We start from the raw sequence: 15,120 nt of genomic DNA on the forward strand, positions 1-15,120 counted from the left end.
AGATGACGTCGCCGGGAGCCGGACGCGTTTTCGCACCGCAATGCGTGAAGCGACGCGTTCCCGGGAGGGAGCCCGGCGGGGCGGACGCCCGGATATTTCTGCATCTCAGAGCTTCGCGCTTTTGAAGCCGAGGGCTATGGCCCTGTCGATCTTGACGGCTCTTGCGTGCGCGTCTCCGGTCCAGGCGTCCACGAGGTTGTTGAATCCGTACACGCTGGAAAGTCCGTCGTAGGGCACGAGGGACACCGTTTTTTCGTCGCCGGGTTCAAAGCGGATGGCCGTGGTGGAAGGAATGTTCAGGCGCATGCCGTAGGCGGCGGCGCGATCGAATTCCAGCGCGCGGTTGACCTCGAAGAAGTGAAAATGGGAACCAACCTGAATGGGACGGTCGCCGGTATTGCGCACCTTGAGGGTGATGGAAGGCCGGGACTCGTTGAACGTGATGGGGTCGGCGGCGAAAATGCATCCGCCGACGGGAGCCTTGGGCGAATCTGCCATATGCTGCCTGCCTGTGTTGTGCCGGGACCTGCGGCCTCGGCGTGAGATGGGAGAAACGCTGACGTGGAAACGACGGCTCAGCTTATGGGATCGTGTACCGTGACCAGACGACTGCCGTCCGTGAACACGGCTTCCAGCTGAACGAAGGGAATCATTTCGGGCACGCCTTCCATGACCTCGTCGCGGGTGAGCGCCTTGCGGGCGTCGTTCATCACTTCTTCCACGGTCTTTCCGGCTCTTGCGCCCTCAAGCGCCGTGGCGGTGATGACGGCCACGGCTTCGGGATGATTGAGCTTCAGCCCTTTTTCCCTGCGGCGCTGCGCCACTTCAGCCATGGACAGCACCATGAGTTTCTCGATTTCTCGCGGGGTAAGGTGCATGGGACCTCCTTGTGATAGAGATGGAAAACGACGTCATATCGTTTTCAGATCCAACCTACCGTCGGGCCCGTGAGAGGGATATTGTAATAATCTGTCGCACCATGAGAAAAAGCGGAGACGACTTGAAGAGGCCGGACGAAGCGAGGACGCGCACGCCCTCCCCTGCCGGAAAAACGGCCGTGCCGACCGATTAAACAACAAAAGCCCCGGCGAGACCGGGGCGCATCTGTTTCGACGGAGAGCGTTTAAATGAAAAAGGAACGGCATCGGCCGTTCCCTGACATGGTTCCTGCAGGCCTGCCGCGTTCGGCGCGGAGGCGCTTGCGCCGACGCTGCGGATGTTCGCCGGCCCTGCTCCGGGAACAGGATTCGCTGACGGAGCAGCCGACCGGAAATCTGCGTTCTTCGAAAGTCAGTGCATCGGAAAAACACGTCTTCGGTCGAGCGCCCGGGACAGCTTCCTCGGAGAGGACTCGGAGGAATGCTCCGTTCCCGCAGCCCCGCCGGAAACTCCGCCGTCGGCAACGCCCGTTGTCGGCGAGCCGCGCAAAGCGTTCCTTCCCTGCGCTCCATCGGAACAACGTCATGCAACCCGTGTTCAACCAGGAAAAAACGACGCGGAGGCTACCGGAGCCGCAGCCCCGCGCGCCCCCGCGCCGTCTTCAAAGCATCTTTCAGACGCCGTCACTTCTTCGAGGAACTTCTGCTCGAAGAGCTCGACTTCGTCGTCGTTTTGGAACTCGTCTTCTTTGCCGCGACCTTCTTGGAGGAACTTGTCTTCTTGACCGCCGTCTTCCGGCTCGACGTCTTTTTCGACGACTTCACCGACTTCTTGGAAGAGCTTTTCTTGGTCGAGGTCACCTTTTTGGAACTTCTGGACGAGGCCTTCTTCAGCTTGGACTTGGAATGGCCGGATTTGGCCAGCGCCTTTCTGGCGGCGGCGGCATCGGCCTCCGTGCCCTTGACGACCACCTGCTTGGGCGTGGGCAGATACGTCATGGGATTCATCTGCCTGTTGTCGTGAATGAGTTCAAAGTGCAGGTGCGGCCCGGTGGAACGCCCGGTGGAGCCCACGCGGCCTATCATGAGGCCGGGCTCCACTCTGTCTCCCTTGCGGACGAGCATCTGACTCATGTGCGCGTAGCGCGCGACGATGCCGTCGTCCTGCTGAATTTCCACCATGTAGCCGTAGCTGCTGTGATATTCGGCGCAGCGCACCATGCCGCTGCGGAACGCCATGATGGGCGAGCCCAGAGGCGCGCGGATGTCGATGCCCTTGTGCGAGCGGCGGGAAGAGCGGCGCACTCCGTAGGGAGAGGTAATGCACACCGTTTCTCCGGCGGAACAGAGCGCTTCTCTGGTGTTTCTTTCGGCCAGCCGACGGGCCTCGGCGCTTCCCGGCGCGGGACCGCGGCTCACGGGGCCGGATACGTTTCCGCCCCTTTCAAGCTGAAGCATGCCTCCGGGAAGCTGAAGCGACGACAAATCGGAGCTCAGCTCCAGGGAATCGCCGTACATGGCGCGATGTTCCGCCAGCTCCGAAACGCTGAGCGAATCACTTTCCACCAGCGTTCCCGGCGAGGTGGCGGCCAGAAAAAGTTCATGATCTATGGCAAGCTGAGAATCGAGATCCCCGGCGCCTGCGTCATTCTGCGCGGCCTGAGGGGCCGGCAGCGTCGTGTTCTGTCTGGGCGCGCAGGCCGTCTGCGAAAAGCCGACAAAGGCCAGAAGCGCGCAGCATGAGACAAGGGAAGCAACCGTTCGGGCTGACGACATGCCTTCTCCTTGGAAGATCCGGAAAGAGAGTCTCTGTTTTTTTATCATACCTCAGAGTATTGCGGGGCGCAACCGGCTCAATATTCGCGCACGTCGAGAATGACGGCCTCATTGCGCAGCGGATTCACCTTGCCAAGGCGCACATGAAGCTGCTGACCGGGAAACACCTTCTCGCCGAACAGCGAACGCTTGCCGCGCAGACCGAGCTGAATTTCCGGCAGGCTCACGCTGACCCACATGTCGTTTTCCTCGGCGACTTCCGCCTTCCAGCAGCATTCGTCGCCGTGCAGGCGGGCCTGCTGCTGAATGTAGAGATACTTCCAGTAGCGCGGACGGAAGCGCTGCACCTGTCCCGCCGCCTCAAGCCGGATGGAAAGATGCATGAGCATGTCGGAAAGCTCCTCGCGGGACCAGCGCGCCTCGCCGCGGGTCACCACGCTCAGAAGCTGCGCTTCGTTCACGAGATCGGTGAAGCGGCGCAGAGGCGACGTCACGGGACTGTAGGCCGAAAGCCCCATGCCCGCGTGCGGACGCGGCGAAACATCGAGAGAGGCCGCCACCAGAATGCGCACCACGCGGGCGATGTCGGGAGCGCTCTTCCACACTCCGGCGTATTCTCTGGGCACGGCCACGTCCTGCGTGCGGAAAAGAAGCGGCACGTCGTTCTTCACGGCCCACTCGGCAAGCGCGGCGTTGGCCACCACCATGAGTTCCGCCACCAGAAGCTGCGCCCTCGGCGCGGCGGGCGTCTGCTTGAGCTTCACCTGCACGTCGGCGCCCTCGCCCTCCAGCGTGAAGTCGATTTCCGGGCGCTCGATGATGACCGCTCCGTGGTCCACGCGGTACGCCAGTCTCACGTCGCTCATGGCCGAGGCGAGACGAAGCTGCTCCGCAAAGGGCGCGGCGGCGTTGTCTTCGCCGTCAAGCACGGCCTCGCAGTCGGGATAATTGAGATTTTTTGCAATTTTTATCGTGGAGAAGCGAAACGAACCTTCGCCGAGCGCGCCGCCCGGCGACACGTGAGCGCCCACCACGAGCGCGGGACGCGCCTCCCCTTCAAACAGGCTGAACGCGCCCTCGCCGAGAGCTTCGGGCATCATGTGGCAGTTGCCTTCCGGCAGATAAATGCTTGTCGCACGATGAAAGACGGCCTTGCCGAGCGGGCTGTCGAAATCCCAGAACCAGGCGGGACAGGCCAGCGCCACTTCCACGTCCCAGCCGCCGTCCTCTGCCGCAAAGATGCGGAAGGCGTCGTCGATGTCGCGGGTGGTGGCGCTGTCGATGCTTATGAAGACCGAATCTTCGGCCGGGGGCATGTCGTCGCCCCTGGTCACGGCGTCGATGAGCGCCTGCGTCTCTCCGGCAAAGGGCTCTTCCCAGGCCGTGCCCGCCGCATAGTCCGCGCGGTCGAGCCAGAAGTTGTAGTGTTCCGGCACAAGGCCCCAGGTCATGGCCAGCAGCAGCGCCAGGTGCGGATCGTCGGGCAGGCCCTTGGACACCTGCTTCCACAGCGCTTCGTCCTCCACGGTTTCGGGATCGATCATGCGGGCGCGGAGCATGCGCTCCAGACGGTGGCGCACAGCCTCGTCCGGCGCGGTGGAAAGATCGGGCGCGGGATGACGGCCGATGCGAGCCTCCCACAGACGGCGGAACCAGTCCGCGCCGCCGCACACCATGGCTTCGCGCACGCGCGCGGCCTCTTCGGCCTGACGGCGGGATTCCACCGTGGCCGCATCGTAAATTTCAAATTCCGGCGGCTGGAAGCGAAAATGCGTCTTGCACTGCAGAAGCGCCCGTCCGCAGGCCGCCACGGCGTCGGCGTCGGGATTCGTGTAGCCGAGCTCCGCAAACCATTCGGCAGGCGCCTTGTCCATTTCGCCCTGCGCCATTTCCCACAGTTCCACGGGCGCGACTTCGGAAGCGAGACGCTCCCGGCGCTCCCTGTGCCTGTTCAGAATGTCCACCACGTCGTCCTTGCTCTGCTGGGAAGGATACGACGGGCCGGCCCAGGGCAGAATGCGCGACGGAGAAAGCGTGGTCTCACGCCTGTTGGGCAGGAAAAGACGGAGTTTGCCCTTCTGTTCCTCCATCACCCACGCTATCTGGGGTTCGTTTCCCTGCATGAATTCCACAATACAGCCCGCAGAGGGATTCTGCACAATATGCGATGCCATGTCTCCAGTCCTGAAAGGCAAAAATGGTCAGACCGCCCCGGCGGACAAATCTTGCGCGCTGCGCGCGTCCTGCACGGAGAAAGTCGAAAACGGAGGTCTTCCCGCTCTCGACGGGGCTCCGAAAAATTCCTGCTGCGGCCCGCCACGGATGAAAACAGAGGTCACGCTTCCCCGGTCGCAGAAGGGCGCGTGAAGAGAGGCATCCATGACAATGCCGGGAAAGCTCGCGCCTCCCCGGCATTATGATTCATCAGTGCTTGAAGGAGCGCTGGCCGGTGAACACCATGGCCACCTGCGGTTCGTGCTCGTTGCAGGCCTGCACCACTTCCCAGTCGCGTATGGAGCCGCCGGGCTGGGCAATGGCCGTCACGCCCTGCGCCATGACGACGTCCACGCCGTCACGGAAGGGGAAGAAACCGTCGGACACCACCACGGAACCGATGAGGCCGCCCTTGCTTTCCCGGGTCTCGCGGTTGATCTCTTCAAGCGTGGCCGCGGCTTCGGCGTCGGAAAGGGCCTTCTGCTGAAGCTCGTACAGGGAAAGACCGGTGCGCTTGAAGGAAAGCACGTCGGCATGCTTGGTGTAGGCCTTGTGAATGGCGAGTTCCGCACAGCCCACGCGATCCTGTTCGCCGGTGCCGATGGCCACCGTGGCGCCGTTGCGCGCAAAGATCACGGAGTTGGAGGTCACGCCCGATTCCACGGCCCAGGCAAAGAGCAGGTCTTCTGCTTCCTGTTCCGTGGGCTTGCGGGCCGTGAACACGGTGCCGTCCTTCTTCGTGCCGGTGGCGGGCATGAAGTCGTCCACGCTGCTGATGCGGTTGACGAAGGACTTCTGCATCACGATGCCGCCGTCGGTGAGGCTCTTGAAGTCGAGCATGGGAATGCCGCGCAGCTCGTCGAGATGCGCAAGGCCGGGCAGCTCGAAGATGCGCAGATTCTTGCGGCCCTTGAGCACGTCCACCACGCCTTCTTCAAAGGCGGGCGCGGCCACCACTTCAAAATACTGGGAGGCGATGAGTTCGGCGCACTTCATGTCGAGCGGACGGTTCACCACCACCGCGCCGCCGAAAGCGGCAATGCGGTCGCACCAGAAGGCGTTGTTCAGCGCGTCGAAGAGGGTGTCGGCCCAGGCCGCGCCGCAGGGATTGTTGTGCTTCAAAATGGCGGCTGCGGGCTTCTTCGTGAGATACTGAAGAATGTTGCAGGCGTTGTCCACGTCGGTGAGATTGGTCTTGCCCGGATGCTTGCCGGACTGCACCATCTGCTCTTCGGTGAGCGCGGAAACAATGCCCTGATGGGGAGCGCGCCACTTGAGATCGGCCACTTTGTTTTCGCCTTCCACGAATTCATAGAGCGCAGCGGGCTGATCGGGGTTTTCGCCATAACGCAGTCCGCGCACTTCGCCGCCCATTTCCCAGGTGCGCTTGCGATAGGTGAGCACGCTGTCTCCCAGCGTGATGGTCATGGTGTCGGGGAACCCGTCCGCCACAATGGTGCGGTACATATCTTTCAGATCGCTCATGTCAACTCCGCCTCGGCGATAAAGATGTTGGAAGAACGCGCCTTGCGGTTCTCATCCGCGCAGCGCGGAAACGCGCCTTGCGGCGTCGTTCCTTGGGGAGTTTACGTTTTTATCATAAAAATCGAGTGCGGGCAAATTGCCCCTCCGGCAGGGGGGCGGCGCGCGGGCCGTCAGAATTCATTTGCCCGCGCCGCGCTTGCAGGGTATAAGCAAGACCAGTTCAACCGCGAGGACAACAATGGAAAAAATGCTGCTCAAAATGGCCCGCCAGCTCAACGCCATGGATGAGGCTTCCCTCATGGCGCTGTGGAACAAGTACATGCAGCGCGTTCAGGACTTCGACGCTTCCCGCGAATGGGAAGAAGCCGTCATCGTGCTTTCCCTCATTCAGGCCGTGCGCGGCAAGAATCAGCTGTTCAACGTGAAATGGGAAGAGCGGGAGGCTCTCAAGAAGGCCGAAGTCGAGAAGCCCCGCATCGAGGACATGCGCCCCTGGCGGCGCAGGACTCCCAAGAAAAAGCCGGAGGAAAAGCCCGTGCAGAAGGCCACGGTGCATCAGTTCCATCCGCTTTCCTGATCTTTCGGCAGCCTGGCGGCCGAGCCTGCGCCCGCGTCCGCCGTCGCTTTTCCCGCCCTGCGCCCGAAATCGCAGCTCTCTGACCTGCGTGGCCGGCGCTGCGCCGCACATTCTGCGCCAGGCCCTGAGTCCTGCCTCTGAGCCTGGCCGCCGGTCTCTTTTGCCGAGCGCCGCTCAGCGCTTCTGACACCTTGGGCACCACACGGACATTCTTCCCGCCACGCGCCCCGACGCCAGAGCCCGTCCGCAGGAAACGCACTTCTCCCCCGCTCTGCCGTACACGCGAAAACGGTTCTGAAACGCGCCCACGTCGCCGCGGGCCGTGCGGTAGTCCCGAATGGAGCTGCCGCAGTCGCGGATGGATTCGAGCAGCACCTCCACAAGCGCCCGGTGCAGACGCGCCAGCCGTTCCGGCGAAAGCGACTTTCCCGGCGCGTCCGGCCGAATGCCTGCGCGAAAGAGACTCTCGTCGGCATAGATGTTGCCCACGCCCGCCACCACGGACTGATCGAGCAGGAGCGCCTTCACCGCCCGCCCGGAAGAAAAGCGTTCGGCAAAGGCTTCGTCCGACATTTCCAGAGGCTCCGGCCCGAGCTCCCGCCAGAAGGACCAGCGTTCCATCTCGCGGGGCGAGAGCGCCCGCACCTGACCGAACTTGCGCGTGTCGTCAAAAAAGAGAAGCCTGCCGTCGTCCAGCGTGAATATCACCCTTGTGTGCTTTTCCGGCGGCGTTCCGGCAGGATAGACGAAGAGCCTGCCCGTCATGCGCAGATGAAAGGCCAGCGCCGTTATGTCGCCCGGCTCCCTTCCGTCCAGCGAAGGACGGCCGCGCTCCGCTCCGCGGGCCGTGTAGCAGAGCGGCCAGCACGACGCGCTCTCCGGCGCGGGAATCTCCGTCTCCGGGCACGAGGCAGGCAGCACGTCCGCCTCGCGGGAAAGATAAAGCAGCAACAGCTTGCCGCGCCTTCCCGTTCCCGTCGCCACAAATCGCCCGGCCGCCACGCGCTCCGCGTCCGCCTCTCCCTGCCACGTTCCGGCGTTCAGCACGTCCACGGCCGCAATGCGCCGTCCGCACACCTGCGGCGCAAGCGTGCGCGCCACGGTTTCCACTTCGGGCAGTTCCGGCATGTTCCTCTCCTGACCATGATTCATCCGCGCTCCGCCCGGCAGGCCCCGACGCCGAACAGACGATGTGAGTCGCGAACCCAGCGCGACATGCGCAAACGCCCGCGTCCGCCGAAGCTCCGACCATGTTGCCGGAACCTGCCGCAGAGCGAAAAAAGAAGGGAAGGAGCATCCCCCTTCCCTTCCGTCAACACAAACTAACCGGCGATCTTCTGCTTCAGAATCCTGAAGGCTTCGTCGATGCCTTCAGGATTGCTGCCGCCCGCCTGCGCCTGGTCGGGACGGCCGCCGCCGGAACCGCCGATGGCCGCGGCCACGTCGCGGATGAGCGCGGGCGCGGTGAAGCGGTCGTGCAGGTCCTTGGACACGTAGAGAATCATCTGCGCCTTGCCGTTGTCTTCCGACACGAGGCAGGCCACGCCGGAAGGCATCTTGGAGCGCACGTCGTCCATCATTTCGCGCAGCGCCTTCACGTTCACGGCACCGGCCTTCACGGCCAGCACCTTCACGCCGGCAAGCTCTTCCACGGCGGACATCACGTCGCCGCGGCTCGCGGCCTGCGCCTTGTCGAGTTCCTTGCGCAGGGTCTTGATTTCCTTCTGCATGGCTTCCACGCGGGAGGCGAGATCGGAAGAGCGCACCTTGAGCAGCGCGCCGAGGGCGTTGAGTTCGCTGCGGCGCTCGTTCATGATGTTGTAGGCGTTCCAGCCGGTGGCCGCTTCGATGCGACGCACGCCGGCGGCCACGCCGCCTTCGGAAAGAATGACGAAGCAGCCCGCCTGACCGGTGCGGGAAAGATGCGTGCCGCCGCAAAGTTCCATGGAGCAGGGCTCGGCGCCTTCGGCTCCCATGCTGACCACGCGCACCTTGTCGCCGTACTTTTCATTGAACAGCGCCATGGCGCCGGACTTCACGGCTTCGTCGTGATCCATCTCGCGGGTGGTCACGGGGTAGTCGGCCATGATCATGGCGTTCACTTCGCGTTCCACGGCGGCGATTTCCTCGTCGGTCATGGCGGCGATGTGCGTGAAGTCGAAACGCAGATGGTCGGGGCCCACGGAAGAGCCCGCCTGATGCACATGGCTGCCCAGCACCTTGCGCAGGGCCGCCTGAAGCAGATGCGTGCAGGAATGGTTGCGCGCCGCGGCGATGCGGTCGCCTTCGGTCACTTCCATATCCACTTCCTGCTCGGAGCGAATGACGCCTTCGGTCACTTCAATCTGTTCCACGGTCAGGGTGGGCATGGGCTTGAGCGTATCGGTCACGCGGGCCTTGCCCTCTTCCGTGGTCAGGGCGCCGGTGTCGCCGCTCTGGCCGCCGGACGCGCCGTAGAACGGCGTATGACCGGTCACCACGTAGCCCTTGGCGCCGGTTTCCAGCTTTTCCACGGGCAGGGCGTCTTCGTCGAGAAGCGCCACGATGCGGCTCTTCGTCTTCAGCGTGTCGTAGCCCACGAATTCCGACTGCATGCCTTCCTCAAGCAGACCGCGGAAACGGGCCGCCAGGTCCTTTTCGCCGGAACCCTTCCACGCCGCGCGGGCGCGGGCGCGCTGTTCCTGCATCTTTTCGGCAAAGCCTTCCTCGTCCACGGTGAAGCCGCGCTTGTAGGCCACGTCGGACACAATGTCGAGCGGGAAACCGTAGGTGTCGTTCAGGCGGAAGGCCACGTCGCCGGGAATCACGGTCTTGCCGGCCGCGGAGAGCGCTTCAAGTTCGCTGTCGAGCAGGGCGAGGCCCTTGTCGAGGGTCACGCGGAAGCGGTTTTCTTCCTCGAACACCACGCGGGAAATGAAGTCGGCGTGCTCGCGAAGTTCGGGATAGTCGTCGCCCATGACTTCCACCACCTTGCCCACGGTCTTGTAGAGGAATGCCTCGTGCAGACCCATGAGCGTGCCGAAGCGCAGCGCGCGGCGGATGAGACGGCGCAGCACGTAGCCGCGGCCTTCGTTGGAAGGCAGAATGCCGTCGGCGATCATGAAGGCGGCGGCGCGGCTGTGGTCGGCGATGACGCGCAGCGCGGTGTCCACGTCGTTGGTGTCGGGCGCGGAGAAGCTGTACTTCACGCCGGCGATGGAAGCCGCGTACTGAATGATGTCCTGGAAGAGGTCGCAGTCGAAGTTGGAGCGCTTGCCCTGGCACACGGCGGCGATGCGTTCGAGGCCCATGCCGGTATCGATGTTGGGATGTTCCAGCGGCACGCGCACGCCGGGTTCCTTCTGATCGTACTGCGTGAACACGAGGTTCCAGATTTCAAGGAAGCGGTCGCAGTCGCACTTGCCGATGCCGCAGTTGGGACCGCAGGACATGTCCTCGCCCTGATCGATGTAGATTTCCGAGCAGGGGCCGCAGGGACCGGTGTCGCCCATGGTCCAGAAGTTGTCCTTCTCGCCCATGCGGGTGATGTGATCGGCGGGCATGCCCGCAATTTCCTGCCACAGGTTGTAGGCTTCGTCGTCGTTTTCGTACACGGTGACGTAGAGCTTTTCGGCGGGCAGATGCAGTTCCTCGGTCACGAACTTCCACGCGAAGGTGATGGCTTCGCGCTTGAAGTAGTAGGCGAAGGAGAAGTTGCCCAGCATCTCGAAGAAGGTGTGATGGCGGGCGGTGCGGCCCACGTTTTCAAGGTCGTTGTGCTTGCCGGAAACGCGCAGGCACTTCTGCGAGGTGGCGGCGCAGCGGTAGGAACGGCGTTCCTGACCGAGATAGAGCTTCTTGAACTGCACCATGCCGGCGTTGGTGAAGAGCAGCGTGGGGTCGTCCTTGGGCACAAGGGACGAAGAAGGCACTATGGCATGTCCGTTCTTTGCAAAAAAGTCCAAAAACTTTCGACGTATTTCCTTGGCAGTGAGCATATGTTCTTCCGATTGAGCCATACCGTGACCTCTCATTCTCATAAAGACGGGGGAAGAGCGCTCTTCCCCCGCAAGTTTTCGTGATGAACGGGCCGGAAAACATTCCCCGGGAAAATTTTCCCCGCCCCGTCTTCCGCGCAGGAGCGGCTTTTCAGGCTCATCGCGCTGAAAGGCTCTGCCGGAAAACAACGCCGGAGCGCCCCGCTTTCGGCGGAGCGTCCGGCGAAACATGGCTAGTAGCTTTCGTCGTAGCTGTCCTCGTCGCCGGGAAGGCCTTCGCTCTCCACGGGCGCGGCTGCGGGAACGCCGTCGGCGTTCATGCCGAGATGCTCCTTGACCTTGGCCTCGATTTCATCGCGCAGGGCGATGTTCTCGTTGAGCATGTCGCGCACGCGTTCGCGGCCCTGGCCAAGCTTTTCGTCGCCGTAGGCGTACCACGCGCCGCTCTTGTCCACAATGCCCGCGTCCACGGCCATGTCGAGAATTTCGCCCGCGCGGGAAATGCCCGTGCCCCAGATGATGTCGAACTTGGCTTCGCGGAAGGGCGGAGCCATCTTGTTCTTCACCACCTTCACGCGGGTGAGGGAACCGTAGGCCTCGTCGCGATCCTTCAGGGTCTGCACGCGGCGGATGTCCATGCGCACGGAGCTGTAGAACTTGAGCGCGTTGCCGCCGGTGGTGGTTTCGGGGCTGCCGTAGCCCATCTGACCGATCTTCATGCGTATCTGGTTGATGAAGATCACGCAGGTGCGCGACTTGTGAATGGTGCCGGTGAGCTTTCTCATGGCGTGCGACATGAGGCGCGCCTGACTGCCCACTTGGGTTTCGCCCATGGCGCCGTCGAGTTCGGCCTGCGGAATGAGGGCGGCCACGGAGTCGATGACCACGATGTCCACCGCGCCGGAGCGCACCAGCATGTCGGCGATGTCGAGGGCCTGCTCGCCGTGATCGGGCTGGGAAATGAGCAGCTCGTCGGTCTTGACGCCGAGTCTCGCGGCATAGGAAACATCCAGGGCGTGTTCCGCGTCGATGAAGGCGGCCACGCCGCCCAGCTTCTGGCATTCCGCAATGATGTGCAGCGTGAGCGTCGTCTTGCCCGAAGATTCGGGGCCGTAGATTTCGGTCACGCGGCCGCGCGGCACGCCGCCGATGCCCAGCGCCAGATCGAGGCCGAGGGAACCGGTGGGAATGACCGGCACATGCACGTGCGCCCCGTCGGACAGCTTCATGACCGCGCCCTGACCATACTTTCTTTCGATGGTGCTGAGGGCTGTCTTGAGCGCTTCGCGGCGGGCATCTTCCGCGGAAACAAGAGGCTTTTTCGCCATGGATGACATCTCCTGAAGTAAGAGCGTATTGCCGCACGAAACGAAGCCCTGCCCTTTCGAGCAGAAGCGCCGTCGTGCGGAAGCGGCCTTTCCCCTGGGGGAAACGCCTCAAGACAGGAACATTAGCAAAAGGGCGGGCGGGGGGCAAGAGAAACACTTGCCAGCGCGCCGCATACCATCTATCTAAAGAGTCATGAAAAATTATGACGGCATAGCTCTTTTTTCCGGGGGACTGGACAGTATTCTCGCCGCCCGGCTGCTCATGGAACAAGGCAGGACCATCAAGTGCCTGCACTTCTATTCGCCCTTTTTCGGCCATCCCGGCCGCGTGGAACACTGGCAGGAGATCTACGGACTCGACATCGACGCCATCGACGCTTCCGCGCCGTTTGTGGACATGCTCCGCCGCGGCCCGGAACACGGCTTCGGCAGCGCCATGAATCCCTGCGTGGACTGCAAGATTCTCATGATGCGCCTCGCCAGGGAACGCATGGCCGAATACGGCGCAACGTTCATCGTTTCCGGCGAAGTGCTGGGACAGCGCCCCATGTCGCAGCGACGCGACACGCTCAACGTCATCCGCCGCGACGCAGACGTGCGCGACATTCTCGTGCGTCCGCTCTCTGCCAGGCTGCTTGACCCCACGGCTCCCGAGGAATCGGGCCTCATCGACCGCTCCCGCCTGCTCGGCATGAACGGGCGCGGCCGCAAGGAACAGCTCGCCCTTGCCGAACAGTTCCACATCACCGAAATTCCCACGCCCGGAGGCGGCTGCAAGCTCACGGAAAAGGAAAACACCCGCCGCTTCTGGCCCGTGCTCTCCCGCCTCGCCAGCCCCGACGTGAACGACTTTCGGCTTGCCGACGTGGGCCGCCAGTTCTGGCACGACGACTGCTGGCTCACCATAGGCCGCCACAAGTTCGACAACGAAGCCTATGCCGGACTCCTCCGCGAAGGCGACGTTCACTTCAAGGTGGCGGGCTTCCCCGGCCCCATCGCCCTCGGCCGCCGCAGCCGCCCCTGGGACGAAGACTCCCTGCGCGAAGCCGCCGCGCTCGTGGCCTCCTATTCGCCGCGGGCCTGCCGCGCGAGCGAGGAAGGGCAGCGCATCAGCGTGCGCGTGACAGTGAACGGTCAGACGCATATGGTGGAAGTCACGCCCCGCCGGGAAACCGTGTTCCATGAACCCACCTGGGAAGACGCACGCGACGAGTTGCACGCCCTGCGCAAGCCCGGAAAATCCTGCGAACAGAACGCCGGAAAATAAACGGCACGCCGCAAGACGTGCACAGGAGAACGCCCCGATGTCCACAGAACATCCCACCCCTGCAGAATACCTGCGCAAAATACTTCTTTCCCCCGTGTACGACGTGGCCCGCGTGACCCCGCTCGAATACATGGAAAAGCTTTCGGAGCGCGTGGGCTGCCGCGTGAGCCTCAAGCGCGAAGATCTTCAGCCCGTGCATTCGTTCAAGCTGCGCGGGGCCTACAATAAAATAGCCAGACTCCCCGAAGAAGCCAAAAAGCGCGGCATCATTGCCGCGTCCGCGGGCAACCACGCGCAGGGCTGCGCCCTCTCCGGCGCCAGACTCGGCGTGAAGGCCACCATCGTCATGCCCAAGACCACGCCCGACATCAAGGTGGACGCCGTGCGCCGCTTCGGCGGCAACGTAGTGCTCTTCGGCAACAGCTTCGACGAGGCCTACGCCGAATCCATGCGCCTCGCCAAAGAAGAGGGCCTCACCCTCATTCCCCCCTACGACGATTCCGACGTCATTGCCGGTCAGGGCACCATCGCCCGCGAACTGCTGGAACAGGACAGCCGTCTCACGCACGTGTTCGTTCAGGTGGGCGGCGGCGGACTCGCCGCGGGCATCGCCGTGTACATCAAGCAGATTCTGCCGCAGGTGAAGGTCATCGGCGTGGAAGCCAAGGGCTCCGCCTGCCTCAAGGCCGCGTGGGAGGCGGGCGAGCCCGTCACCCTCGACCGTGTTTCCCTGTTTGCCGACGGCGTGGCCGTGAAGCGCATCGGCGACGAAACCTTCCGCGTGCTGCGCGAGAACCTCGACGAAATCATCACCTGCTCCAACGACGAAATCTGCGCCGCGCTCAAGGACATCTTCGACGACACCCGCGCCATTGCCGAACCTTCCGGCGCTCTCTCGCTGGCCGGTCTCAAGAAGTACGCCGCAAGCCACGACATCAGGGACGCGCGCATGGCCGCCGTTCTCTCGGGCGCGAACATGAACTTCCACACCCTGCGCTTCGTTTCCGAACGCTGCGAAGTGGGCGAACAGCGCGAAGGCATCATTTCCGTCACCATTCCCGAAAGAAAGGGCGCATTCCTCGATCTGTGCCGCAAGCTCGGCAACCGCATGGTCACGGAATTCAACTACCGCTTCTCCGATCCCTCGCAGGCCGAAATATTCACCTCGCTGCGCCTCACCGAAGGCATGGACGAGCTTGAACGCATCATCACCGGTCTGCGCGAGGCCGGCTACAACGTGACCAACATGACCAGAAACACCTTCGCCAAGAGCCACGTGCGCTACATGATCGGCGGCCGCGCTCCCAGCATCGTGAAGAACGAGCACATCCTGAGCTTCCAGTTCCCGGAACGCACGGGCGCGCTCCTGCAGTTCCTGGAAACGCTCGGCACGAACTTCAACGTGACCATGTTCCACTACCGCAACCACGGCGCGGAATACGGCCGCGTGGCCTGCGGCTTCGAGGTCGCGCCCGAACAGTGCGACGAGTTCTACGCCAATCTCGACAAGCTCGGCTTCGCCTGGTGGGACGAAACCGACAACGAAGCGTGCAAGAAGTTCCTCTCGCCGCTTGACTAACCCCTTCCGGCGGCCCGCGCTCCCCGGACGATCTCCGCG

General features: G+C 63.2%; 11 protein-coding genes. 3 read left to right on the top strand and 8 right to left on the bottom strand.

Features of this window, described 5'->3' with window-relative positions; all coding sequences use genetic code 11:
• Positions 1 to 105 precede the first annotated feature (105 nt).
• The 5 genes from ABGT79_RS03785 to ABGT79_RS03805 form a co-directional block, all read right to left on the bottom strand.
• Entirely contained in the window at positions 106 to 498 is a 393-nt protein-coding gene (locus tag ABGT79_RS03785; RefSeq protein ID WP_346665077.1) for an urease subunit beta, read from the bottom strand.
• Between the two features lie 77 nt (positions 499 to 575).
• Entirely contained in the window at positions 576 to 878 is a 303-nt protein-coding gene (locus ABGT79_RS03790; protein WP_346665078.1) for an urease subunit gamma, read from the bottom strand.
• Between the two features lie 684 nt (positions 879 to 1,562).
• The gene (locus tag ABGT79_RS03795) at positions 1,563 to 2,654 is read right to left on the bottom strand and encodes a M23 family metallopeptidase (RefSeq protein ID WP_346665079.1); all 1,092 of its coding nucleotides are present in this window, start codon (positions 2,652 to 2,654) and stop codon (positions 1,563 to 1,565) included.
• A 77-nt stretch (positions 2,655 to 2,731) separates the two neighbouring features.
• Positions 2,732 to 4,828: a ribonuclease catalytic domain-containing protein gene (locus ABGT79_RS03800; RefSeq protein ID WP_346665080.1), complete on the bottom strand. Its 2,097-nt coding sequence runs from the start codon at positions 4,826 to 4,828 to the stop codon at positions 2,732 to 2,734.
• Between the two features lie 250 nt (positions 4,829 to 5,078).
• Complete coding sequence (locus tag ABGT79_RS03805) at positions 5,079 to 6,353, bottom strand: IMP cyclohydrolase (protein ID WP_294485334.1); 1,275 nt, start codon at positions 6,351 to 6,353, stop codon at positions 5,079 to 5,081.
• Positions 6,354 to 6,591: 238 nt separating this feature from the next.
• On the opposite strand from ABGT79_RS03805, the gene ABGT79_RS03810 reads away from it, so the two are divergent.
• Positions 6,592 to 6,930, top strand: a complete 339-nt coding sequence (locus ABGT79_RS03810) for a hypothetical protein (protein ID WP_346665081.1) — start codon at positions 6,592 to 6,594, stop codon at positions 6,928 to 6,930.
• A 174-nt stretch (positions 6,931 to 7,104) separates the two neighbouring features.
• Here ABGT79_RS03810 and mutM read toward each other — a convergent pair whose 3' ends face one another.
• The 3 genes from mutM to recA form a co-directional block, all read right to left on the bottom strand.
• Positions 7,105 to 8,058 carry a bifunctional DNA-formamidopyrimidine glycosylase/DNA-(apurinic or apyrimidinic site) lyase gene (gene mutM / locus ABGT79_RS03815; RefSeq protein ID WP_346665082.1) on the bottom strand — a complete coding sequence of 318 codons (954 nt, stop codon included), beginning with the start codon at positions 8,056 to 8,058 and terminating at the stop codon, positions 7,105 to 7,107.
• Between the two features lie 194 nt (positions 8,059 to 8,252).
• Positions 8,253 to 10,907: an alanine--tRNA ligase gene (alaS, locus tag ABGT79_RS03820; RefSeq protein WP_346665083.1), complete on the bottom strand. Its 2,655-nt coding sequence runs from the start codon at positions 10,905 to 10,907 to the stop codon at positions 8,253 to 8,255.
• 233 nt (positions 10,908 to 11,140) lie between these two features.
• Positions 11,141 to 12,235, bottom strand: coding sequence for a recombinase RecA (gene recA, locus ABGT79_RS03825; RefSeq protein ID WP_294485343.1), 1,095 nt, complete (start codon positions 12,233 to 12,235; stop codon positions 11,141 to 11,143).
• A 193-nt stretch (positions 12,236 to 12,428) separates the two neighbouring features.
• On the opposite strand from recA, the gene ABGT79_RS03830 reads away from it, so the two are divergent.
• Together ABGT79_RS03830 and ilvA are read left to right on the top strand one after the other, a co-directional pair.
• Entirely contained in the window at positions 12,429 to 13,502 is a 1,074-nt protein-coding gene (locus ABGT79_RS03830; protein WP_346665084.1) for a tRNA(5-methylaminomethyl-2-thiouridylate) methyltransferase, read from the top strand.
• 37 nt (positions 13,503 to 13,539) lie between these two features.
• Positions 13,540 to 15,081, top strand: a complete 1,542-nt coding sequence (gene ilvA / locus ABGT79_RS03835) for a threonine ammonia-lyase, biosynthetic (protein WP_346665085.1) — start codon at positions 13,540 to 13,542, stop codon at positions 15,079 to 15,081.
• The last annotated feature ends 39 nt before the right edge of the window (positions 15,082 to 15,120 follow it).

It is taken from the genome of uncultured Mailhella sp., from assembly GCF_963931295.1.
In the GTDB taxonomy this organism is placed as follows: domain Bacteria; phylum Desulfobacterota; class Desulfovibrionia; order Desulfovibrionales; family Desulfovibrionaceae; genus Mailhella.